Source organism: Ohtaekwangia sp. (assembly GCF_036568665.1).
In the GTDB taxonomy this organism is placed as follows: Bacteria; Bacteroidota; Bacteroidia; order Cytophagales; family Cyclobacteriaceae; genus Ohtaekwangia.
In genome coordinates this window covers 17,393-35,408 of record NZ_DATCSD010000414.1, presented here as the reverse complement: position 1 = coordinate 35,408, position 18,016 = coordinate 17,393, and the positions used below count along the sequence as shown (strand labels likewise).

The window sequence follows — 18,016 nt, the reverse complement described above, 5'->3', positions numbered from 1 at the left end:
TATAAATCTCTCCGGCAAAGGATATATTAACTATACAATCGATCTGTCAAAAGTCGGTCTTGCCAATCGCCCGGGTAGAGTAGACGCAGAAGGTGAAGCGTCTGACTTTGGTGCTGATATAAACCAGGTAAAAGCTTTCCTGGCTGTTAAACCGGATGCCGGTAACATCAACGGATCACCGGCAACGGCCGCTTCCAAATTCCTGGTAAACGGAGGTTTTGATATTAGCGAACATGCAGAGCTATATTTCAATGCCGCCTATGTTTATAAAAAAGTAAACAGCTTCGCCAACTATAGAACTCCGTATTGGCGAACAACAGATTATGGTTTGTTAACTCCTGCAGGAGAACAATACATGGGGTACCTTCCTACATTTGATGGCGACCTGAATGACTATAATAGCACCGTTGGTTTCAGAACAAACAAAAACGGATGGAATACCGATGTGAGTTTTACAACCGGAGGAAACAAACAATTATATACGGTCTCCAATTCTGTCAACAGAAATACGGCAGGGCTTACGGATTCACAGGGAAATGTATTGTATAGAGAAAAGAGCCCGATCATATTCAGGGCAGGCGGGTATAGCTTTTCTCACTATGTAGGCAATGTAGATATATCGAGGACAGTTGCCGAGAAAGTACATATAGCATTCGGCTCTGAATTCCGATCTGAAAATTTTGAGATCATCAGGGGCGATCTTGCATCTTACGAAGCCGGTGGCGCAGACTCGTTCGCAGGCAACAGTGCAGAAAATTCTTTCAAAGCAGATCGATACAACTTTGGCGGCTACGTGGATGTTGGTATTGACTTTACCAAAAATTTCATGGTGAATGCTGCGGGACGTTATGAAGATTATAGCGACTTCGGTGATGCCTTTGTATACAAGTTCAGCACGCGCTATAAATTGCTGGATGACAAGATTACTCTGCGAGGCTCTGTCTCAACCGGTTTCCGAGCTCCTTCATTGCACCAGATAAATGTTCAGAAAACTCAATATGGTTTTGTGCCGGGTGAAGGTATTCAGGTTTCCGGTCTTGTTAACAACGTATCACCGCAGGCAAAACTCGTTGGCGTTCCTAAGCTTGACGCAGAGAAGTCCACGAACTTTACAATCGGTATAGGAGCAAAGTCTGGTGAGCATTTTAATTTCACGATTGATTATTACAACATAAAAGTAAAAAACAGAATTGTACTGGGTAATAATATAGGGCCAAGCGGTAATCCGGATGCCCGTTTAGATCAAGTGCTGGCGAGTAATAATATTGTAGGACTCAGCTTCTTTGCCAACTCCCTGGATACACGCACGGCAGGTATTGATTTCGTTGCAAGTTACAGGAACGTTGCTGTTGGAAGTGGTACGTTGAGATTTAATCTGGCAGGTAATTATACGTTGGAAAACAAAAGAGAAGGCAATGTGAAAAACCCAGCGATAATTGCTGAGGCAGGACAGACCGTATTGAATGCTACACAGGAAGCATTGATGTTTACATCGCGTCCAAAATACAAGGTAATACTTGGAGCAGACTATACACTTGGCAAGTTTAACTTCACCTTAACAAATACTGCATTCGGACCAACCAAATTCAGAAATGACGGTATGAGTGATAATCTTCAAATAGAGTTTTTAACGAAAGTGGTTACCGATCTCGGCATAAGCTACCAGTTTGATGATGCTGTTTCAGTAACGTTTAATGCCAACAATATTTTTAACGTTTTGCCTGAATGGAAATTTGTTGCGCTCAATGCTGAAGGCAATGCAATTCTGAATGACCCTGCAGCGGTCAAGGTTCAGTCTAACCTGGTTACGTTTAATCAGCGATATTCCCGAATGACCTACGATGGTTATCATTTTAGTCAACTGGGAAGTATGTTTAATCTCGCATTAAATGTGAAAATTTAAGAAGTGGCGGAAATGCTCATATGGGAAGTAACCGTGATGATAATCATTATCATGAAAATTCCCTGCGAGTAGTATATGCAGTAACAAATTTGCCAGAAGCCTGTCAACCTATAAGCAGATATAGTATACCGTGGCAAGTATACTATGTCTGCATTTTTTTGCTTTTACCTGGCGACTTCTTCGATTACCAGCACTACGCTTTTTCTCCCATTGTTAACATCGGGATTAAAACCAACTTTCATCAGGAAATCTCCGGAATAAATCTGCTCCGGATTGATGGACGATTGTGTGCCGGGATATAGATTCGTCTCCCGTATTTTATAGCGTTTGGTTGCGTCCAGACCTTTCAGTTTTACAGGAAGTATACTGCCTTCTCCATAGCGATTCTTCACCAGGTAATTGAACAGCACAGCCTTGCGTTTGTCGCTCTGCACATATAGTAACGATGCTATACTTTGCTCTTTCGGATCAGCTAAACGATACAGATCGCCCTGCCAGATTACAGACTTGAGCGCATTATAATTTTGTATAGCTTCCTGGCAGAACTTCAGATCTTTCTCCGGCAGATCATGTACTACTATATCGAAGCCCAGTTTACCCATCATCGCTACATCTACTCTGAACTTCAGGGGTTGCTTGCCCCACTCGGTTACGTGGTTGGATGTTGCTATAGCCGGGTAGAAATGTGAATACTCCCATTGTATATAGATGCGTTCGAGCGGGTCGGTATTATCACTCGGCCAGAACTCGGTGAAGTATTGCAATGCTGCATAGTCTACACGACCACCACCGCCTGAACAAAGCATCATCGGTACTTTCGGATATTTGGCACGGATTCTTTCCAATACTTTATATAGTCCTCTTACATAATCAACGTACAGGTGTGTCTGATTTTTTAATGAAGCGGAGTATGCATTAAAGATCACCGCGTTGCAGTCCCATTTGATATAGGCTAACTCCGGATTTTTTACGAACAGATCATCCACTACTTTAAAAACAAAATCCTGTACAGCGGCATTGGTCAGGTCCAACACCAACTGATTACGAAAATAATGTTCTTCTCTTTGGGGTTGTTTGATTACCCACTCCGGATGCTTCTCATATAGTTCGCTCTTTGGATTTACCATTTCCGGTTCAATCCATATACCGAACTTAACCTGGTTGTTCTTAGCTTCTTTCACCAGCGATGCTATACCGTTTGGTAGTTTTGATTTGTTCTCATCCCAATCACCGAGACCGGCCGTGTCGCCATTGCGCGGATATTTATTGGCAAACCATCCATCATCTAACAGGAAGAGATCAACACCAAGTTCTTTGGTATCTTTCAGCAGCTTGAAAAGTTTCTGCTCGTTGAAATCAAAATAGGTTGCTTCCCAGTTGTTGAGCAACGTTAATCGATTGCCCTCGCCATCGAGTAATTTATACTTACGAGCCCATGCATGCATCTTGCGACTTGCTTCTCCTTTACCATGATGAGACAACAGGTACAGGAAAGCCGGTGTTCTGAATTCTTCCTTTGGTTTTAATATATAGGGCGAAGCAAAATTATTGATGCCTGCGATGATGCGAAGATTGTCCTGCGGATCAAGCTCCATGTCAACCCTGAAATTACCGCTCCACTCCAGACCACCATACAGCACAGTACCTTCATCCTCCGTTGCCGGTTTATCGAGCGATACCATAAATACAGAGGGTTGAAACAAGTTGGCTCGGGTTCCTAATTTTGAATCAAGCGTTTTTATACCGTGTGTAATCTTTGAGACTTCGGGCTGCATCTCTTTGGCCCAGTCACCGTGGTATTGTGTAAGCCAGTAACTTCCGGCTGTCATGTGTACAATACCCGATGCATACTTTTGCAGCGTTACATCTTTTTTCTCCTGGTGTGAGATAACACTCCACTGCTCAATTACATCTTCAGCGAAATATGTCTTGAAGTATTGCACCACCTGGAAATCATATACCGGGTCTTTCAACACTACGCTGAGTACTGAAATGTTGTCGCTCACTTTTTCAACCTTGTGGCTTATATAGCGCAGGTCAAGCGAAGTATTGCCATCGGCATGAATAACGGTGATGGCAGGCTCTGTTAAATTTCTGGAGCCTGAAGGTGCATAAGAAGCGTGAAGCAGATCAGTATAGTCTCCGGTTTGCCGGTATACCCGGGGAGCATTTATATATTCACTGCTATTCTGCAGTTTTTCACCGAAGTATACAATATTGAAATTCTTTTTTTCATCAGCCTGCAACACGAGGGCATTACTATGTGTCTCAACAGGTATAGTAACAAGCTGCGCGCGGGACGATGTCCCTGCCAAAGCAAAACAGAAAAAGAACAGTCGTGCGAGTACGCTGTGTTTTTTAGAAGAAGAAGTCATTTCAGTTGTATACTTGGTAATCCGATAATTTTACGAATATAGATTGCAACAAGGCATAATGCACTATATCTCGTTAATAAGAATATAGAAATGTCTCGGGCCCTATTATCGATCTTCCTTTTTACTTAAGGCTTACTTTAATAATAGTATCTGCAACCTTTTGGGTTGCTGGTAAATCTAATAGTTCAATGCCGTTAGTGGTTTGTTTGAACCTGATTTTTTCTTTGGTATTAAGTATGACAGCCGAAGCAATTTTTTTGTTGTGAGCCGGTATACTTATTTTTCCATCCACCGGGGCTTTCAGTATATGTACATAAATGGCTTTCTCCGTAAGGGTGGTTCCTCCCCAGGCATCATCATAAACACCACCGGTTGTACCATATATACTTTCGCCATTCTTTTTCAAAAATGTTCCAATCTCTTCAAGTCTTTGTGCTTGTATTTCTTCGATCTCGCCAGTAGCCATCGGACCAACATTAAGAAGAAGATTGCCGCCCATGCATACAACTTTTACAAGTAGTTGAGTTGCGCTGTCGGCCGACAGTACCTGGTCCTTCGCCTGGGGTGTCCAGCCCCACGCACTTCCTCCGAGATTTGTACAAAACTCCCACGGCCTGTTGGGCTTTTTACCGAACGAGTTTTCTCTTGTCACGAAGTCACCCATCCATCCGCTGCGTTCGCTGATAACAACCTGTGGCTGTAATTTTCTTACCATCGTATTAAGCTTCACCGGCTCCCAACTAAAACTCCCGGTATAAGGTTTATCAGGTCGTCTTGTTTTCCATTGCCCGCCTTCCCAAACAATTCCGCCATGACCAAGCCAGAAATCTTCTCCGCCATCATACCACAGTATATCTACTTTGCCATAATTCGTGAGTAACTCTTTTACCTGCGTGTACGTCTGCTTTTTCATTTCCTCGGCACTGGCGCGATACATCTCCGGGAAGAAGAAGCCCGGGTATCGCCAGTCTAACGGAGAGTAATAAAATCCCATTTTCATTCCTGCACCATGCGCGGCATCTGCGTAATCTTTTATAACGTCTCGTCCGGCCGCGCTGTTCACAGCATCATAGTCGCCAAATCCGGTGTCGAACAAACTGAATCCATCATGGTGACGCGTTGTAACAACCATATACTCACAGCCTGCTTTCTGCGCAATTTCCACCCAATGTTTTGGCGCATCCTGTTTATAGTTGAATTTATCTCTGAGTTTTTCGTATTCACTGATATTCATATACTCGCTGAACATTGCCCATTCACCTCTGCCGTGTACAGCATATAATCCATAGTGAATAAAGAGACCGAACTTGGCATCTTTCCACCACTGCATGTCCTTGTCTGGCAATAATAATGTTGAATCGATAACCTGACTGAAAATTTGTGTGTACACGATCAATGTAAGTGAAATTGTGCAGCCTATCTTTTTCAGTAACCTGATTGCTGAGTCGTTCATATAGTTTAATTAAATGTAATGGGTGTTTATAAATTGTAATGTGATCATGAATTATGCTGAAGTAATAAAAAAAGCGATGCCGCATTCTTAAATATAGAATCGAGCATCGCGAAAGGTAGCGTATTTCGAAGGGGAGGGGTGGTACGCTAAAATCTCAAAGAGGGCATTAAAAAGTATCGGTATACATGCGCTGCGCAGCAGCCAAGCTTCTGCGCAGGAGCATAGTCGCATATATATAACATGGACACTGCGGTGCCCGATTGTTTGTTATGGAATGCTAGTACAGTACTCAGGACGATTCTTTGTGGATCCTTTAAAGGATAGTTTGTTATACTTCCACCAGCGACTGATTTAACTCTTTAAGCATTTTTAGTTCTGATTGCAGCGATTTGATTTGACTCGTATATTGAGACAACAGTATATCTGTTCGCTCAGTCATTTTCACGGCAAAAATACAGGCTGCTATACTTTCACATGCTTTGTTGATAAAGTCGATTTCGTGTTCTTCAAACCTGCTGAAGGATGCCAGTTCGAGAACACCATACACTACGTTATTCATTTTTATCGGCGTAATATAGACGCTCCGGGGCGATGCATCACCCAGGCCTGACGAAATTTGTATGTAATCTTCCGGTACGTTTGTGAGGAGTATAGGTTCAGCCTCATGCCAGCATTGTCCGATAAGTCCTTCGCGCTTTTGCATCTTCATGTTTACATAACGCTTTCTGTCCCAGGCATAGCACGCCACCAACTGCAGATAATCGTTATTACAGTCTTGTTCTACGGGTACTACAAACATGCAGGCTTGATTTGATTTTGTATAGCGCACTATATATTTAACAACACTGCTACTAAGCTCTTTAATGTCGCGTTGATTTTGGATTAACGTCATCAGCTCTGCCAACCCCGATACACCCCATTCGCGCTTCTCATTGCTGAGTTTACTCTCATTTAAATGATTTTTCATCCGAATGAGGTTTCCTGCCAGATTACTTTCATTCAACGAACGATTCCCGTCATGAAGTGTTTCCCACTCAACGCTATAGTTTCCGTTCGCTATATTGGTGATAAACGTATTGGCTTTCTTGAAATTCTGAATCGAATTCTCAATAACATGGTCAATGTCATTCACGTCCAGCGAAGAGCCATTATCAAATATATACTGGCGGTTCTGTTGGTCAAGATTAAGGAGCAATGCTGTAAGCCGTTTTTCGTCCCGGCTCAGGCGTTTTATTATATAGATCATGGTGGGTACACCAATAAGTAACAACACAATAACAATGAGTCTGTTGTCACCGAGCGCGGCTATATAACGGTTTTCGGCTTCTTTATTGAGTGTGTCTTCATACGTAAACAGGGGTTCTCTGAACGCCATATATTTTTTCCATAAATCATATCCACGGTCTTCATTTAATATAGCGGTAAATTTCTGCATGCTGTCTTGACGTGCCAGTTCGATCATCTCGTTTGAAAAGGCCAGATAGTCGTCAACGGCTGTCCTAATTTCATGCAGGCTTGACGTGTCATATTCCTGAGCACCGAGTTGACGCTTTAGTCCTATAAACAAAGAGTCTTTATATACCATGGCGATCCTGAGGGGCTCAGAGAGTTTGTCGCTTTTTGTCAGTGCATAACCGCGCACCGCCAGATCGGCACCGTGAACAATGTCGCCAATGATGTGTTCTGTATTCCGTTTTATTTGTTCTGTCCGCTCCCGCAGGACATTATTCTCTACAATCGTATTACCATTGAGAAACGTTAATACGCAATTGGCGATAAGCAATGCCGTCAATAAGATCAATAATACTTTGATCAGATTTTTCTTCAGATTGATTCGTTGCATCTTTTCAATGTTAGCATGATGGATACTGCCTAAATCCGCTTTGCTGTGGATTTATAGAATACCTTGCAAACATCGAGACCCTCGAAGCCAATACAAAAAAATGCAGGGATACAAAAAAGTTGGCGGATACAGAATAATTTCTTTCGAGACGATTCATGCACCTTTCTGAGATCATTGTTTCTTACTAACTAAAACGTCTTAAATATTACTCCGCTCGGTGATATGCCAGTGACGGATGTTGACAGGATATCCTTCATATACCACGGCATTCGCTTTATCATTATACATGGTTGCCGCGCATAAGGTATAAATCTTACAAGTGTTTTATCTGAAATGTACCGTTTTACACAACGGAGACTATTGGTGACCTAATCTGCGATCTTTGGAACCCGTCTGTAAGTCCCGGAACACTTTACTTTCCCCTCCCAAAAAACAACAGGGATTACCTAAAGCTATACTGATTGACATGATCACTACTTTGTTAGACGCCCGGGTGACGCTTACGACATGTTTCAAAAATTGCGTAATCGGATTGCTTCTTTTGATTTGTATGGCCAGCAGTTTGATAACCCGCGCACAGCCTTATGCATTTGATGAGATCTTATTTGGAGTGGCCTACTACCACGAGTATATGCCCTACGAGCGACTTGAAGAAGACGTTCGGTTAATGAAAGAAGCCGGCATTAACTACGTTCGGTTAGGGGAGTCTACCTGGCAGTTATGGGAGCCGCGTGACGGAGAGTTTGAGTTTGCATGGATAGACAGAGTGGTAAATGCCATGCACAAGGCTGGTATTAAAGTAATAATGGGTACACCTACCTATTCCATTCCCGTATGGTTATACCAAAAGTATCCCGAGATAACGGCTATGCAGGAGAACGGGCAGCGACTTAAATATGGAATCCGGCAAAATGTAGACCTCACTAATCCTATATACCTGTACTATAGTCAACGGATTATAAAAAAAATTGTAGAGCACTATAAAACACATCCGGCAGTGATCGGCTACCAGATTGACAATGAGACGCACTCCAAGTGGCCGGACGCGCGGGATAACCACGTAAAATATATAGAGTATCTAAAGAGAAAATTTGAGACTGTTGACAAGGTAAATAAAGTATGGGGACTCAACTATTGGGGACAGGCCATCAACAATTGGGATGAATTACACCCGGCCAGCGGATTCAATCATCCCGGATATAGATTGGAGTGGTCACGCTATCAGCGTGTAACCGTAACGGACTTCCTATCGTGGCAGGCGGCTATTGTGAGAACGTATAAAGGACCTTCTCAATTTGTGATGCACGATTTTGCCGGGGCACTTCGCGGTGACTTAGATCAGAAAGCTATTTCCGCTATACTTGATTATGCCGGTGTAAATATATACCACTACGATCAGGATAAGTCCGATGGGGTGCGCATTGCCATGCAGGGCGACTTTACGCGTTCCTTAAAAAGAAAAAATTACCTGGTTCCGGAAACCAACGCTGCTTCGATCGGCTGGAATTCAAAAGAACAGTTTCCTCCTTACGATGGACAGCTCAGACTAAATTACTATGCTCATATAGGTTCAGGTGCCAACCTGGTTTCATATTGGCATTGGCACTCGTTACACAATGGTATAGAGCAATACTGGAGAGGTATTCTTCCGCATGATCTGAAGCCCGGAAGAATATATAGAGAGATAAGCAGTATCGGTCGCGAGCGTGAAAGGCTCGGCAAAAAGCTGGTGAACATTACGAAGAATAATAAAGTAGCAATTCTTTTCAGCGAAGACTCGGATATTGCGCTTAACCTTCAACGCTTTGATAACAACTTCAAAGGTCCTGAAACCGGACCCTGGGATGCCGATGGTGCATATCAAAAGATACTCGCCAGGTTTTATAAAGCCTTGTACGATCTCAATGTTGAAGTAGATTTTGTCTTTGATAACACGGAAGATCTGAGTCGCTACGATGTGCTGATCGTGCCATCGCTATATATAGCCAGTGATTCGATGTTAAACAGGCTTCATGCATACGTTAAAAATGGCGGGCATCTTATTGCCACTGTAAAGAGTGGTTTTTGTGACGAATACTCAGCGGTGCGCTATCAGACAATGCCTGGCGGTCTTGCTGACGTGGCAGGGTTTACATACCAGGAGTTTTCAAACTTGCGTTCGCCTGTTCCATTAAAAGGTGATCCGTTCCAGGTGAAAGATCAGAATTATACCGAGCAATGGGCGGAGTTTTTGCAAACGACCACGGCCAGACCGCTCGCATTTTATGATCATCCTTTTTTCGGAGTATATCCGGCTATAGTAACAAATAACAGCGGCAAAGGCGCGATGACATACTTTGGAACTATACCTTCCGAAAGTATCATAAAAAGTATACTGGCATCCGTGTTGGGTGAGCGAAGTCTTCTTGCTGATCACGCGCTGCCGGATCGAATAAAGGTAAAGCATGGTATAAGCAACAGCGGGAAGAATCTTCACTTCTATTATAATTTCTCAGCGGTTGAACAGTCGTTTTCTTACCAATACACTGATGGTATTAACCTGCTCACCAACCTGCCGATTCAAAAAGGAAAGCCGCTGACACTAAAGGCATGGGATGTGGCGGTTATAGAGTCAAAATAGAAGCCTTGTTGTTCATAAAGTATAAACCATCTATATAAGATCATAGAATATATATGCGGATGTTCAATACATGTAATAATTATAGTTATCTCAGAGTATATATCCTGGTGCTTTCTCTTGTCACGAGCAGCATTTCGGGTTTAGCGCAGCATCAGGGTATACATGAGCGAAAACAATTGTTTGATAACGACTGGAAGTTTTTTCCCGGTGATACAGCAGCGGCCAGTATAGCAACCTATAACGATGCGAACTGGCGTAAACTCGATTTGCCTCACGACTGGAGTATAGAAGGTGAAATTGCTCCAAAAAATCCGACAGCAGGAGGCGGTGGATACTTTCCTGCAGGTAAAGCATGGTACCGGAAGACTTTCAACGTTCCGGCAGAATGGGAAACTAAAAAAGTATCTATATACTTCGAAGGCGTTTACATGAACTCCGAAGTTTTTATCAATGGAAAATCTTTAGGCGTTTATCCCTATGGCTATTCATCGTTCAGTTATGATCTTACGCCTTATATAGCATTCGGTAAGGAGAATGTAATGGCAGTTTGGGTTGATAATTCGCAACATGTGAACAGCCGCTGGTATAGCGGTTCCGGTATATATCGGCATGTTTGGATGATGGTTACAGACCCGGTGCATGTAGCGCAATGGGGTGTTGCCGTTGCTACTCCCCAGGTCACTTCGCAAAAAGCAACCGTACAGGTAAAGACGCTTGTGAAAAACGAAACATCGTCTGTTCAGCAAGTGGTTGTTAAAATTTCTCTTCTGAATAAAGATTCTAAAACTGCAGGCAGCGGTCAGGTAAAAGTAGAACTCCCGGCAAATAGCGAAAAGGAAGTTCTACAGACACTGGCAATAGCGAAGCCCATGTTGTGGTCTCCTGAAACACCTGATCTATACCAGGCAAAGGTCCAGGTATTGAAGGGTAAGAATATAGCAGATGAAACGAAAACCAGCTTTGGTATACGCGCAGTAAAATTTACCGCACAAGGTGGCTTTCAGCTTAATGGTAAAACTATAAAGTTAAACGGTGGCTGCGTGCATCATGACAATGGTTGCCTCGGGGCGGCTGCATTTGATCGTGCCGAAGAACGCAAAGTTGAATTACTGAAAGCTGCAGGTTTCAATGCCGTACGAACATCGCACAACCCACCGTCCGAAGCATTCCTCGATGCTTGCGATCGGTTGGGTTTATTGGTAATGGATGAGTCATTCGACTGCTGGAAGATCGGCAAGAATAGATTTGATTATGCCCGGTATTTTAAAGACTGGTGGAAGCGTGATCTGGAAGCAATGGTTCTGCGCGATCGTAATCATCCTTCCATAATTATGTGGAGCACAGGGAATGAGATACCCGAAAGAGGAACTCCTGATGCTACAAAAACTGCGAAGATGCTGGCAGACGAAGTAAAGAGAATGGATCCATCGCGACCTGTTACATCGGCTGTAGTGGAAAATGGTAAACCGTGGGACTTGCTTGATTCGCTCATGGATGTGCATGATGTAGCGGGCTATAATTATCACTTGCAGAGTGCACCTGCCGACCATGTGCGAGACCCTTCACGTATTATCGTTCAAACCGAATCATACCCGCGCGATGCTTTTGCCAATTGGAACCTGGTACAAAATAATAGCTATATCATTGGCGATTTTGTGTGGACTGCCCTGGATTATTTAGGAGAGTCGGGTATAGGCCGCTGGTATTATTCAGGTGAAGCTCCGGGACAACACTGGGATAATGAATTATTCCCGTGGCACGGTGCATACTGTGGCGATGTAGATTTGATTGGCTGGCGAAAACCTATATCGCATTACCGGAGCATGCTATATAATGATACTGAGAAACTATATATGGCCGTTCGTGAACCCGAGCCGAAACCGCTCGAAATCAAAGATACATGGTGGTCGGTTTGGCCAACGTGGGAGAGCTGGAACTGGCCCGGATTTGAAGGCAAGACTATACAGGTAGAAGTATATTCCCGGTATCCGAAGGTTAAACTTTACCTGAACAACACGCTGATTGGCGAACGTGCAACAACACACGAACGAGAGTATAAAGCTACATTTGATGTACCCTATGCAGCCGGTATATTAAAAGCTGTTGCTGTGGAGAATGGCAAGGACGTTGAATCGACCACGCTGCAGACCGCAGGCGATGCTGCAACCATAAAGGTAACGGCCGATCGAAAAGAAATAACAGCGGACGGACAAGACCTGTGTTACGTTACAGTAGAGATCTTGGACAAGAATGGTATACTTCAACCTACTGCTGCCAATCGCCTGCATTTCCAAATTGAAGGACCCGGTATCATTGCCGGAGTTGATAATGCCGATCTGAAAAATTACGAGCTATATATAGGCAACACACGCAAAGCGTGGCACGGACGCGCGTTGGTTGTTATTCGAAGTACACAAGGTATAGGTGATGTTACACTCACAGTCACGTCACCCGGACTGTCTCAATCTGTTCTAACTATTAAAACATATAAGCCTTAAAGAAAACACTACGTATACATCACCGTCTATAGTCTATCGTCAGTTGATTTTTACTACTGCTTAATTTTTAAAATACGAATGAACGTGAGAATATTTATACCTGTATATATGCGCGCAATTTTTGCCGCAGTCTTTAAGGCGCTCTTCGCAATTATGATTTTCGTACTTCCTTTGATGGAGGGTCGATCTCAAACCGAAGCGTATACCTGGGGCAACGTAGCGCTTGGGGGAGGAGGTTATGTAACCGGTATCATCGGTCATAAAACATCCGGAGACGTTTACTGCCGCACCGATGTTGGAGGTGCCTACCGGTGGGACGCAGCAAGTTCCAAATGGATTCCTTTGCTCGATTGGAATTCTGAGGATGAATTAACCTACCAGGGTGTAGAAGCGCTTGCTTTGGATCCGCAAAATCCAAACATGCTATATATATATGCAGGTACCGAATATTTCAACTATGGAAAAACAGCCATATTAAAGTCTTCTGATAAAGGCAATACATTTAAGATTATTGAAGTAACAGATAAATTTACTGCGCATGGCAATGGTCAGGGAAGAGGAACTGGAGAAAAACTTGTTGTCGATCCCAACAATAGTAACATATTGTTTTGTGGAACCAGGAAACACGGACTGTGGAAGAGTACAGATGCTGGTGAAACGTGGACACTGGCCTGGAACGGAGTGACGACCACCGGTGCCAATAACAATGGAATTGCCTTTGTTCTGTTCGATCCGAACAGCGCCTCGGGCGGTGCCTCTCAACATATATATATAGGCATCTCTCGTCTGTGGAACACAAATCTTTATAGAAGTACGGATGGTGGTAAGACATTCTCGGAGCTGTCTTCAACGCTGCCGAAACAATATATGCCTAACAGAGCAGCTATCTCCGGAAATATACTATACTTAGCATATGGCAATGGTACGGGGCCTGATGGTTGCAGGAAATGTGAGGAAGCGGGTTACCTCGAGCCTATGAACAACGGACAGGTGTTGAAAATTAATACCAGCACATTAGCTGTCACGGATATAACACCAGCCTCTGGAATAGGATATGCCGGAATAACCTTGGATCCAAAAAATTCCAACAGGATTGTTGTGGCCTCATCAAATGCATACCACAACGACCAATTCGGTAGTTCCTGGGGAGACTTCATTTACTTGACAACCGATGGAGGAAATACCTGGACAAACAAAATAACCCATGACAGTAAATTTAATACCAATGGCTTAGGTTGGATGGCTTATAATTCGGGTATACATTGGGGGGGATCGATCGAATTTGACCCACTGATCCCTTCGAAAATCAGAATTACATCCGGGAATGGATTGTTTACCTGCGACAATATTGATGCAAATCCTACGACCTGGAAACCTGATGTAAAGGGAATGGAAGAGACAGTAGTGCTTGATGCTATAAGTATTCCCGGTGGTAAATTTATATCAGCAGTAGGGGATCAATACGGAGCAGCATATACAGATATATATGCTTACCCGGCCAAAAACCATCATCCCACGGTAGTTACCAATAACGGTATAGCCTATGCTGTGTACAATACCAATAAAGTTGTAAGAGCTACTGATAAATTATATTACTCCAATGATCAGGGGACAACCTGGACTGCAACGGCTTCTACTGTTAGTGGTGGTTATGGTAAAGTAGCACTGTCGGGAGACGGGAATACAATACTTCATTGCCCGGGTGGTTCGAGTACGACTTATTACTCACCAGACAACGGAGCAACATGGACAAGCACAGGCGTTACGGATGCTCAAGACGCTGCTCCTCAAGCAGACTATGTCAACGGTAACAAATTTTATATCTATAGTCCTGCTTCAGGAAAACTGTGGGTCAGTACAAATAAAGGTGTAAGTTTTACGGCTTCAGCATCTAACCCGGGTCAATATGGATCCCCTCGGGCAAGGTCAGTTCCCGGCAATGAAGGGCACGTGTGGGTCGCTTTATACGGAGGCGGATTGAAATATACTACCAATAGCGGAGCTTCTTGGACAAAGGTTTCAAAGGTCAGCGATTGTGCGGCTGTAGGATTCGGAAAGGCAGCTCCCGGCAAAACTTATCCCGCGGTATATATATGGGGAACGGTAGGGGGAGTGAGAGGGATGTACCGCTCCGTTAATCAGGGCGTTGACTGGACGAAAATAAATGACGATGCCCATGAATGGGGCGGAGTCGGAAATGGACATTTTGTAATGGGCGACCTGAATGTATACGGCCGGGTATACATGTGTACGGTAGGAAGAGGTCTCATAGCAGGGGAGGCACCTAAATATACCCTTAAAACAGCAGCATCGCCATCGACAGGGGGTACCGTGAGCGGAGCCGGAACCTATGTTGCAGGAACGGAAGTAACCGTTACGGCAACACCGGCAGCGGGCTATACCTTTACTGGCTGGAGTGGAGATGCAACGGGAACAGCTCCATCTGTAACCGTAACAATGAACAGCAATAAAACTGTAACAGCTAACTTTCAGGCAATCAAATATACTCTTACTGCTACAGCTTCACCCGCAGCAGGTGGTACAGTAAGCGGAGCAGGTTCTTATACAGCCGGAAGCACAGCAACACTCACTGCAACACCGGCAGCGGGCTATACCTTTACGGGTTGGAGTGGTGATGCAACGGGAAGTACACCTTCCATTACTGTAACCATGAACGGTAATAAAACTGTTACAGCCAACTTCCAGGTAATCAAATATACCCTTACTGCTACAGCATCACCATCAGCGGGTGGTGCAGTGAGTGGTGCAGGATCGTATACTTCAGGAAGTATAGCAACATTAACAGCAACACCGGCAGCGGGCTATACCATTACCGGCTGGAGTGGAGATGCGGCCGGAACAGCTCCATCTGTTACAGTAACTATGAACGGTAATAAAACTGTAACAGCCAACTTCCAATTAATCAAATATACTCTTGCTGCTACAGCATCGCCATCAGCGGGTGGTACAGTGAGTGGTGCAGGATCGTATACTTCAGGAAGTACAGCAACGTTAACAGCGACACCGGCAGCAGGCTATACCTTTACCGGTTGGAGTGGTGATGCTACAGGAACAGCTTCTTCCATTTCAGTAACGATGAACGGTGATAAAAACGTTACGGCAAATTTTCAGAAGCAATCAAGCACTACGAAATATACCCTAACTATAACAACATCGCCATCGGATGGTGGTGCTGTAAGTGGTGCCGGGTCGTATGATGCGGGCAGTGTGGTAACACTCACGGCAACACCGGCAGCAGGCTATACCTTTACCGGCTGGAGTGGTGATGTGACCGGAACACATGCTTCTGTTACAGTAACCATGAATAGTAACAAAACCGTCACAGCCAATTTCAGCATCACCAGCTTTACGCTTCGTGCTACCGTTGTGCCGTCAGCCGGAGGTTCGGTAACCGGAACAGGTACCTATACATCAGGAACGGTAGTAACCATTGAAGCTGTTGCAGCATCCGGATATACTTTTACCGGCTGGAGTGGTGATATAGCAGGAACCGATGCTTCACAAACTGTAACGGTGAACAGCAATATAGTTGTTCAGGCCAACTTTCAGGGTATAGATGAGGTTGCTTTAAAAATTCCAAAACTGTTTTCACCAGACAACCACGGTGATATGAGCACCGAAGCATGGAACATTGAAAACGCTTACCTGCTGGATGGCTGTGAAATAGTAATCTACAATCGTCAGGGACAAAAAGTATATTCCTCTACCGGGTATAGCACTCCGTGGGATGGAACTTCGAACGGGAAGCCGCTTCCGGATGGTGCATATTTCTATATCATCCGTCATCCTGATAATGCAAAACAAACTGGTAGCGTAACGATTGCCCGACTTAAATGAAATCATTTTTTAGAATAGTAGTTTTGGGTACGTTACTTACCGTAACGTACTCCCTACACGCGCAGCAAAGCCCGGTATATAGTCATTACTTTCTGAATCCGTTTTTATACAACCCATCGTTCGTAGCGTCTGACGGCTATACGGAAGTATATCTGAACTATAGAAGTCAATGGGCAGGCGTTGAAGGCGCGCCAGCAACGGGAACACTAAGTATACATTTACCTTTAAGCTATCGGGCGGGTCTGGCCTTTACAGGTTATCAGGATAAAGCCGGTGTGCTGAAAACAACTACCGGTCTGGCAACCTTTGCCTACCAGGTATACCTGGGAAATAATATTCATGATAATCACAAGATCGCGTTTGGATTGTCTGCCGGTGTAACCAGCGCGTCTATTCAGGCAGGCGATGGTTATGCAAATGATCCGGTGGTGGGTACAACCTCATCGTTGGCAGGGCAATTTGGCGTGCATTATCAACGTGGTAATTTTAAACTTGCTTTTGCTATACCGCGTCTTTTCAACACGTATGCTGCTTCTGAAAACAGCTTTAATAAAGTTGGTATCAGCCAGGTTCGCAATACAATATCGTCAGTCAGCTATGGTATATACTTCAGCCAGCGAATTGTTTTTGAGCCAATGATAATATACCGCACGAACGACAATACAAGTGCTCAACTGGAAGGCTTAGGCTCGTTGAAGATTAATAATATAGCATGGGTTGGTGCATCGTACCGCCAGAACTATGGTGCAGCTGCTTTTGCCGGAGTGAATGTCAAAGACAAATTAAAACTTGGATATGCCTATGAATTTGCGACAGGCCAAAAAAGTGCATTGGGTGGTGGTACACATGAAGTACAATTGATCGCGCGACTCGGGAAAAAACGAAAGGCAGAAGTAAAAACGAAAATTAAGAATATAAACACGTCTACAGAGACGATTGAATCCGGTACATCCAATACTGATGAGAATATAGTGACACAAGAGCAAAGCGCTGCCACCGATAAATTGACATCACCGGTGGCAACCGTTCAACATCAGCAGGTTGTTGAGCAATCGGAGCCAGCCTCAGATATACTACCTGTTGCAATCAGAGATCAAAATAAAGACGCAGTACGATCACTTTCCGGAAATGGGTTACTGCCGGGGCATTATGTAGTAGTAGGAGCATTCCGCTCGGCCGTATATGCCCAGAGATATGCGTTTAATCTGAAACGCGCAAATTACCCGGCAGAGGTGGCGTACTATCCTGCGAAACATTATTATATAGTTCACATGAACAATGCCCCGCCTACGAAGGAAGAAGCACAGAAGCTTTGCAACGAATATAGGCGGATGTCTCGCTATACTTTCCGTGATACGTGGATTCTCAGCATTGAATGACGACAATTTGTATCTTTAGCAAGAGACAACGTTGATCGGATACTGAGTGTCCTGTTGAATATAGTATTGATTTAACTATCCAATGAA

The 18,016-nt window shown here is 44.0% G+C and carries 8 protein-coding genes; 5 read left to right on the top strand and 3 right to left on the bottom strand.

What is annotated here, in order from left to right; translation table 11 throughout:
* The coding region (locus VIN08_RS24240; protein ID WP_331971029.1) for a TonB-dependent receptor plug domain-containing protein at nucleotides 1-1,903 on the top strand (1,903 nt) is incomplete at its 5' end.
* 164 nt (nucleotides 1,904-2,067) lie between these two features.
* Here VIN08_RS24240 and VIN08_RS24235 read toward each other — a convergent pair.
* The 3 genes from VIN08_RS24235 to VIN08_RS24225 form a co-directional block, all read right to left on the bottom strand.
* A complete protein-coding gene (locus VIN08_RS24235) occupies nucleotides 2,068-4,278 on the bottom strand; it encodes an alpha-galactosidase (RefSeq protein ID WP_331971027.1) in 2,211 nt (736 codons plus the stop codon).
* A gap of 121 nt (nucleotides 4,279-4,399) precedes the next feature.
* Complete coding sequence (locus VIN08_RS24230; RefSeq protein WP_331971025.1) at nucleotides 4,400-5,731, bottom strand: alpha-L-fucosidase; 1,332 nt, start codon at nucleotides 5,729-5,731, stop codon at nucleotides 4,400-4,402.
* Between the two features lie 328 nt (nucleotides 5,732-6,059).
* Nucleotides 6,060-7,574 (bottom strand): GAF domain-containing protein, encoded by a 1,515-nt coding sequence (locus tag VIN08_RS24225; RefSeq protein WP_331971022.1) that lies wholly within the window; start codon nucleotides 7,572-7,574, stop codon nucleotides 6,060-6,062.
* A gap of 550 nt (nucleotides 7,575-8,124) precedes the next feature.
* On the opposite strand from VIN08_RS24225, the gene VIN08_RS24220 reads away from it, so the two are divergent.
* The 4 genes from VIN08_RS24220 (at nucleotide 8,125) to VIN08_RS24205 (ending at nucleotide 17,929) form a co-directional block, all read left to right on the top strand.
* Nucleotides 8,125-10,194 carry a beta-galactosidase gene (locus VIN08_RS24220; protein ID WP_331971019.1) on the top strand — a complete coding sequence of 690 codons (2,070 nt, stop codon included), beginning with the start codon at nucleotides 8,125-8,127 and terminating at the stop codon, nucleotides 10,192-10,194.
* Nucleotides 10,195-10,253: 59 nt separating this feature from the next.
* Complete coding sequence (locus tag VIN08_RS24215) at nucleotides 10,254-12,692, top strand: glycoside hydrolase family 2 TIM barrel-domain containing protein (protein ID WP_331971017.1); 2,439 nt, start codon at nucleotides 10,254-10,256, stop codon at nucleotides 12,690-12,692.
* 108 nt (nucleotides 12,693-12,800) lie between these two features.
* Entirely contained in the window at nucleotides 12,801-16,550 is a 3,750-nt protein-coding gene (locus VIN08_RS24210; protein ID WP_331971015.1) for an InlB B-repeat-containing protein, read from the top strand.
* Nucleotides 16,547-17,929 (top strand): PorP/SprF family type IX secretion system membrane protein, encoded by a 1,383-nt coding sequence (locus VIN08_RS24205; RefSeq protein WP_331971013.1) that lies wholly within the window; start codon nucleotides 16,547-16,549, stop codon nucleotides 17,927-17,929. The genes VIN08_RS24210 and VIN08_RS24205 overlap by 4 nt, the downstream gene beginning before the upstream one ends.
* The last annotated feature ends 87 nt before the right edge of the window (nucleotides 17,930-18,016 follow it).

What these genes read in the sequence shown, in the direction of transcription:
- VIN08_RS24235 (WP_331971027.1), bottom strand. Translation starts at nt 4,278, where the DNA reads ATGACTTCTTCTTCTAAAAAACACAGCGTACTCGCACGACTGTTCTTT.
- VIN08_RS24230 (WP_331971025.1), bottom strand. Translation starts at nt 5,731, where the DNA reads ATGAACGACTCAGCAATCAGGTTACTGAAAAAGATAGGCTGCACAATT.
- VIN08_RS24225 (WP_331971022.1), bottom strand. Translation starts at nt 7,574, where the DNA reads ATGCAACGAATCAATCTGAAGAAAAATCTGATCAAAGTATTATTGATC.
- VIN08_RS24220 (WP_331971019.1), top strand. Translation starts at nt 8,125, where the DNA reads ATGGCCAGCAGTTTGATAACCCGCGCACAGCCTTATGCATTTGATGAG.
- VIN08_RS24215 (WP_331971017.1), top strand. Translation starts at nt 10,254, where the DNA reads ATGTTCAATACATGTAATAATTATAGTTATCTCAGAGTATATATCCTG.
- VIN08_RS24210 (WP_331971015.1), top strand. Translation starts at nt 12,801, where the DNA reads ATGCGCGCAATTTTTGCCGCAGTCTTTAAGGCGCTCTTCGCAATTATG.
- VIN08_RS24205 (WP_331971013.1), top strand. Translation starts at nt 16,547, where the DNA reads ATGAAATCATTTTTTAGAATAGTAGTTTTGGGTACGTTACTTACCGTA.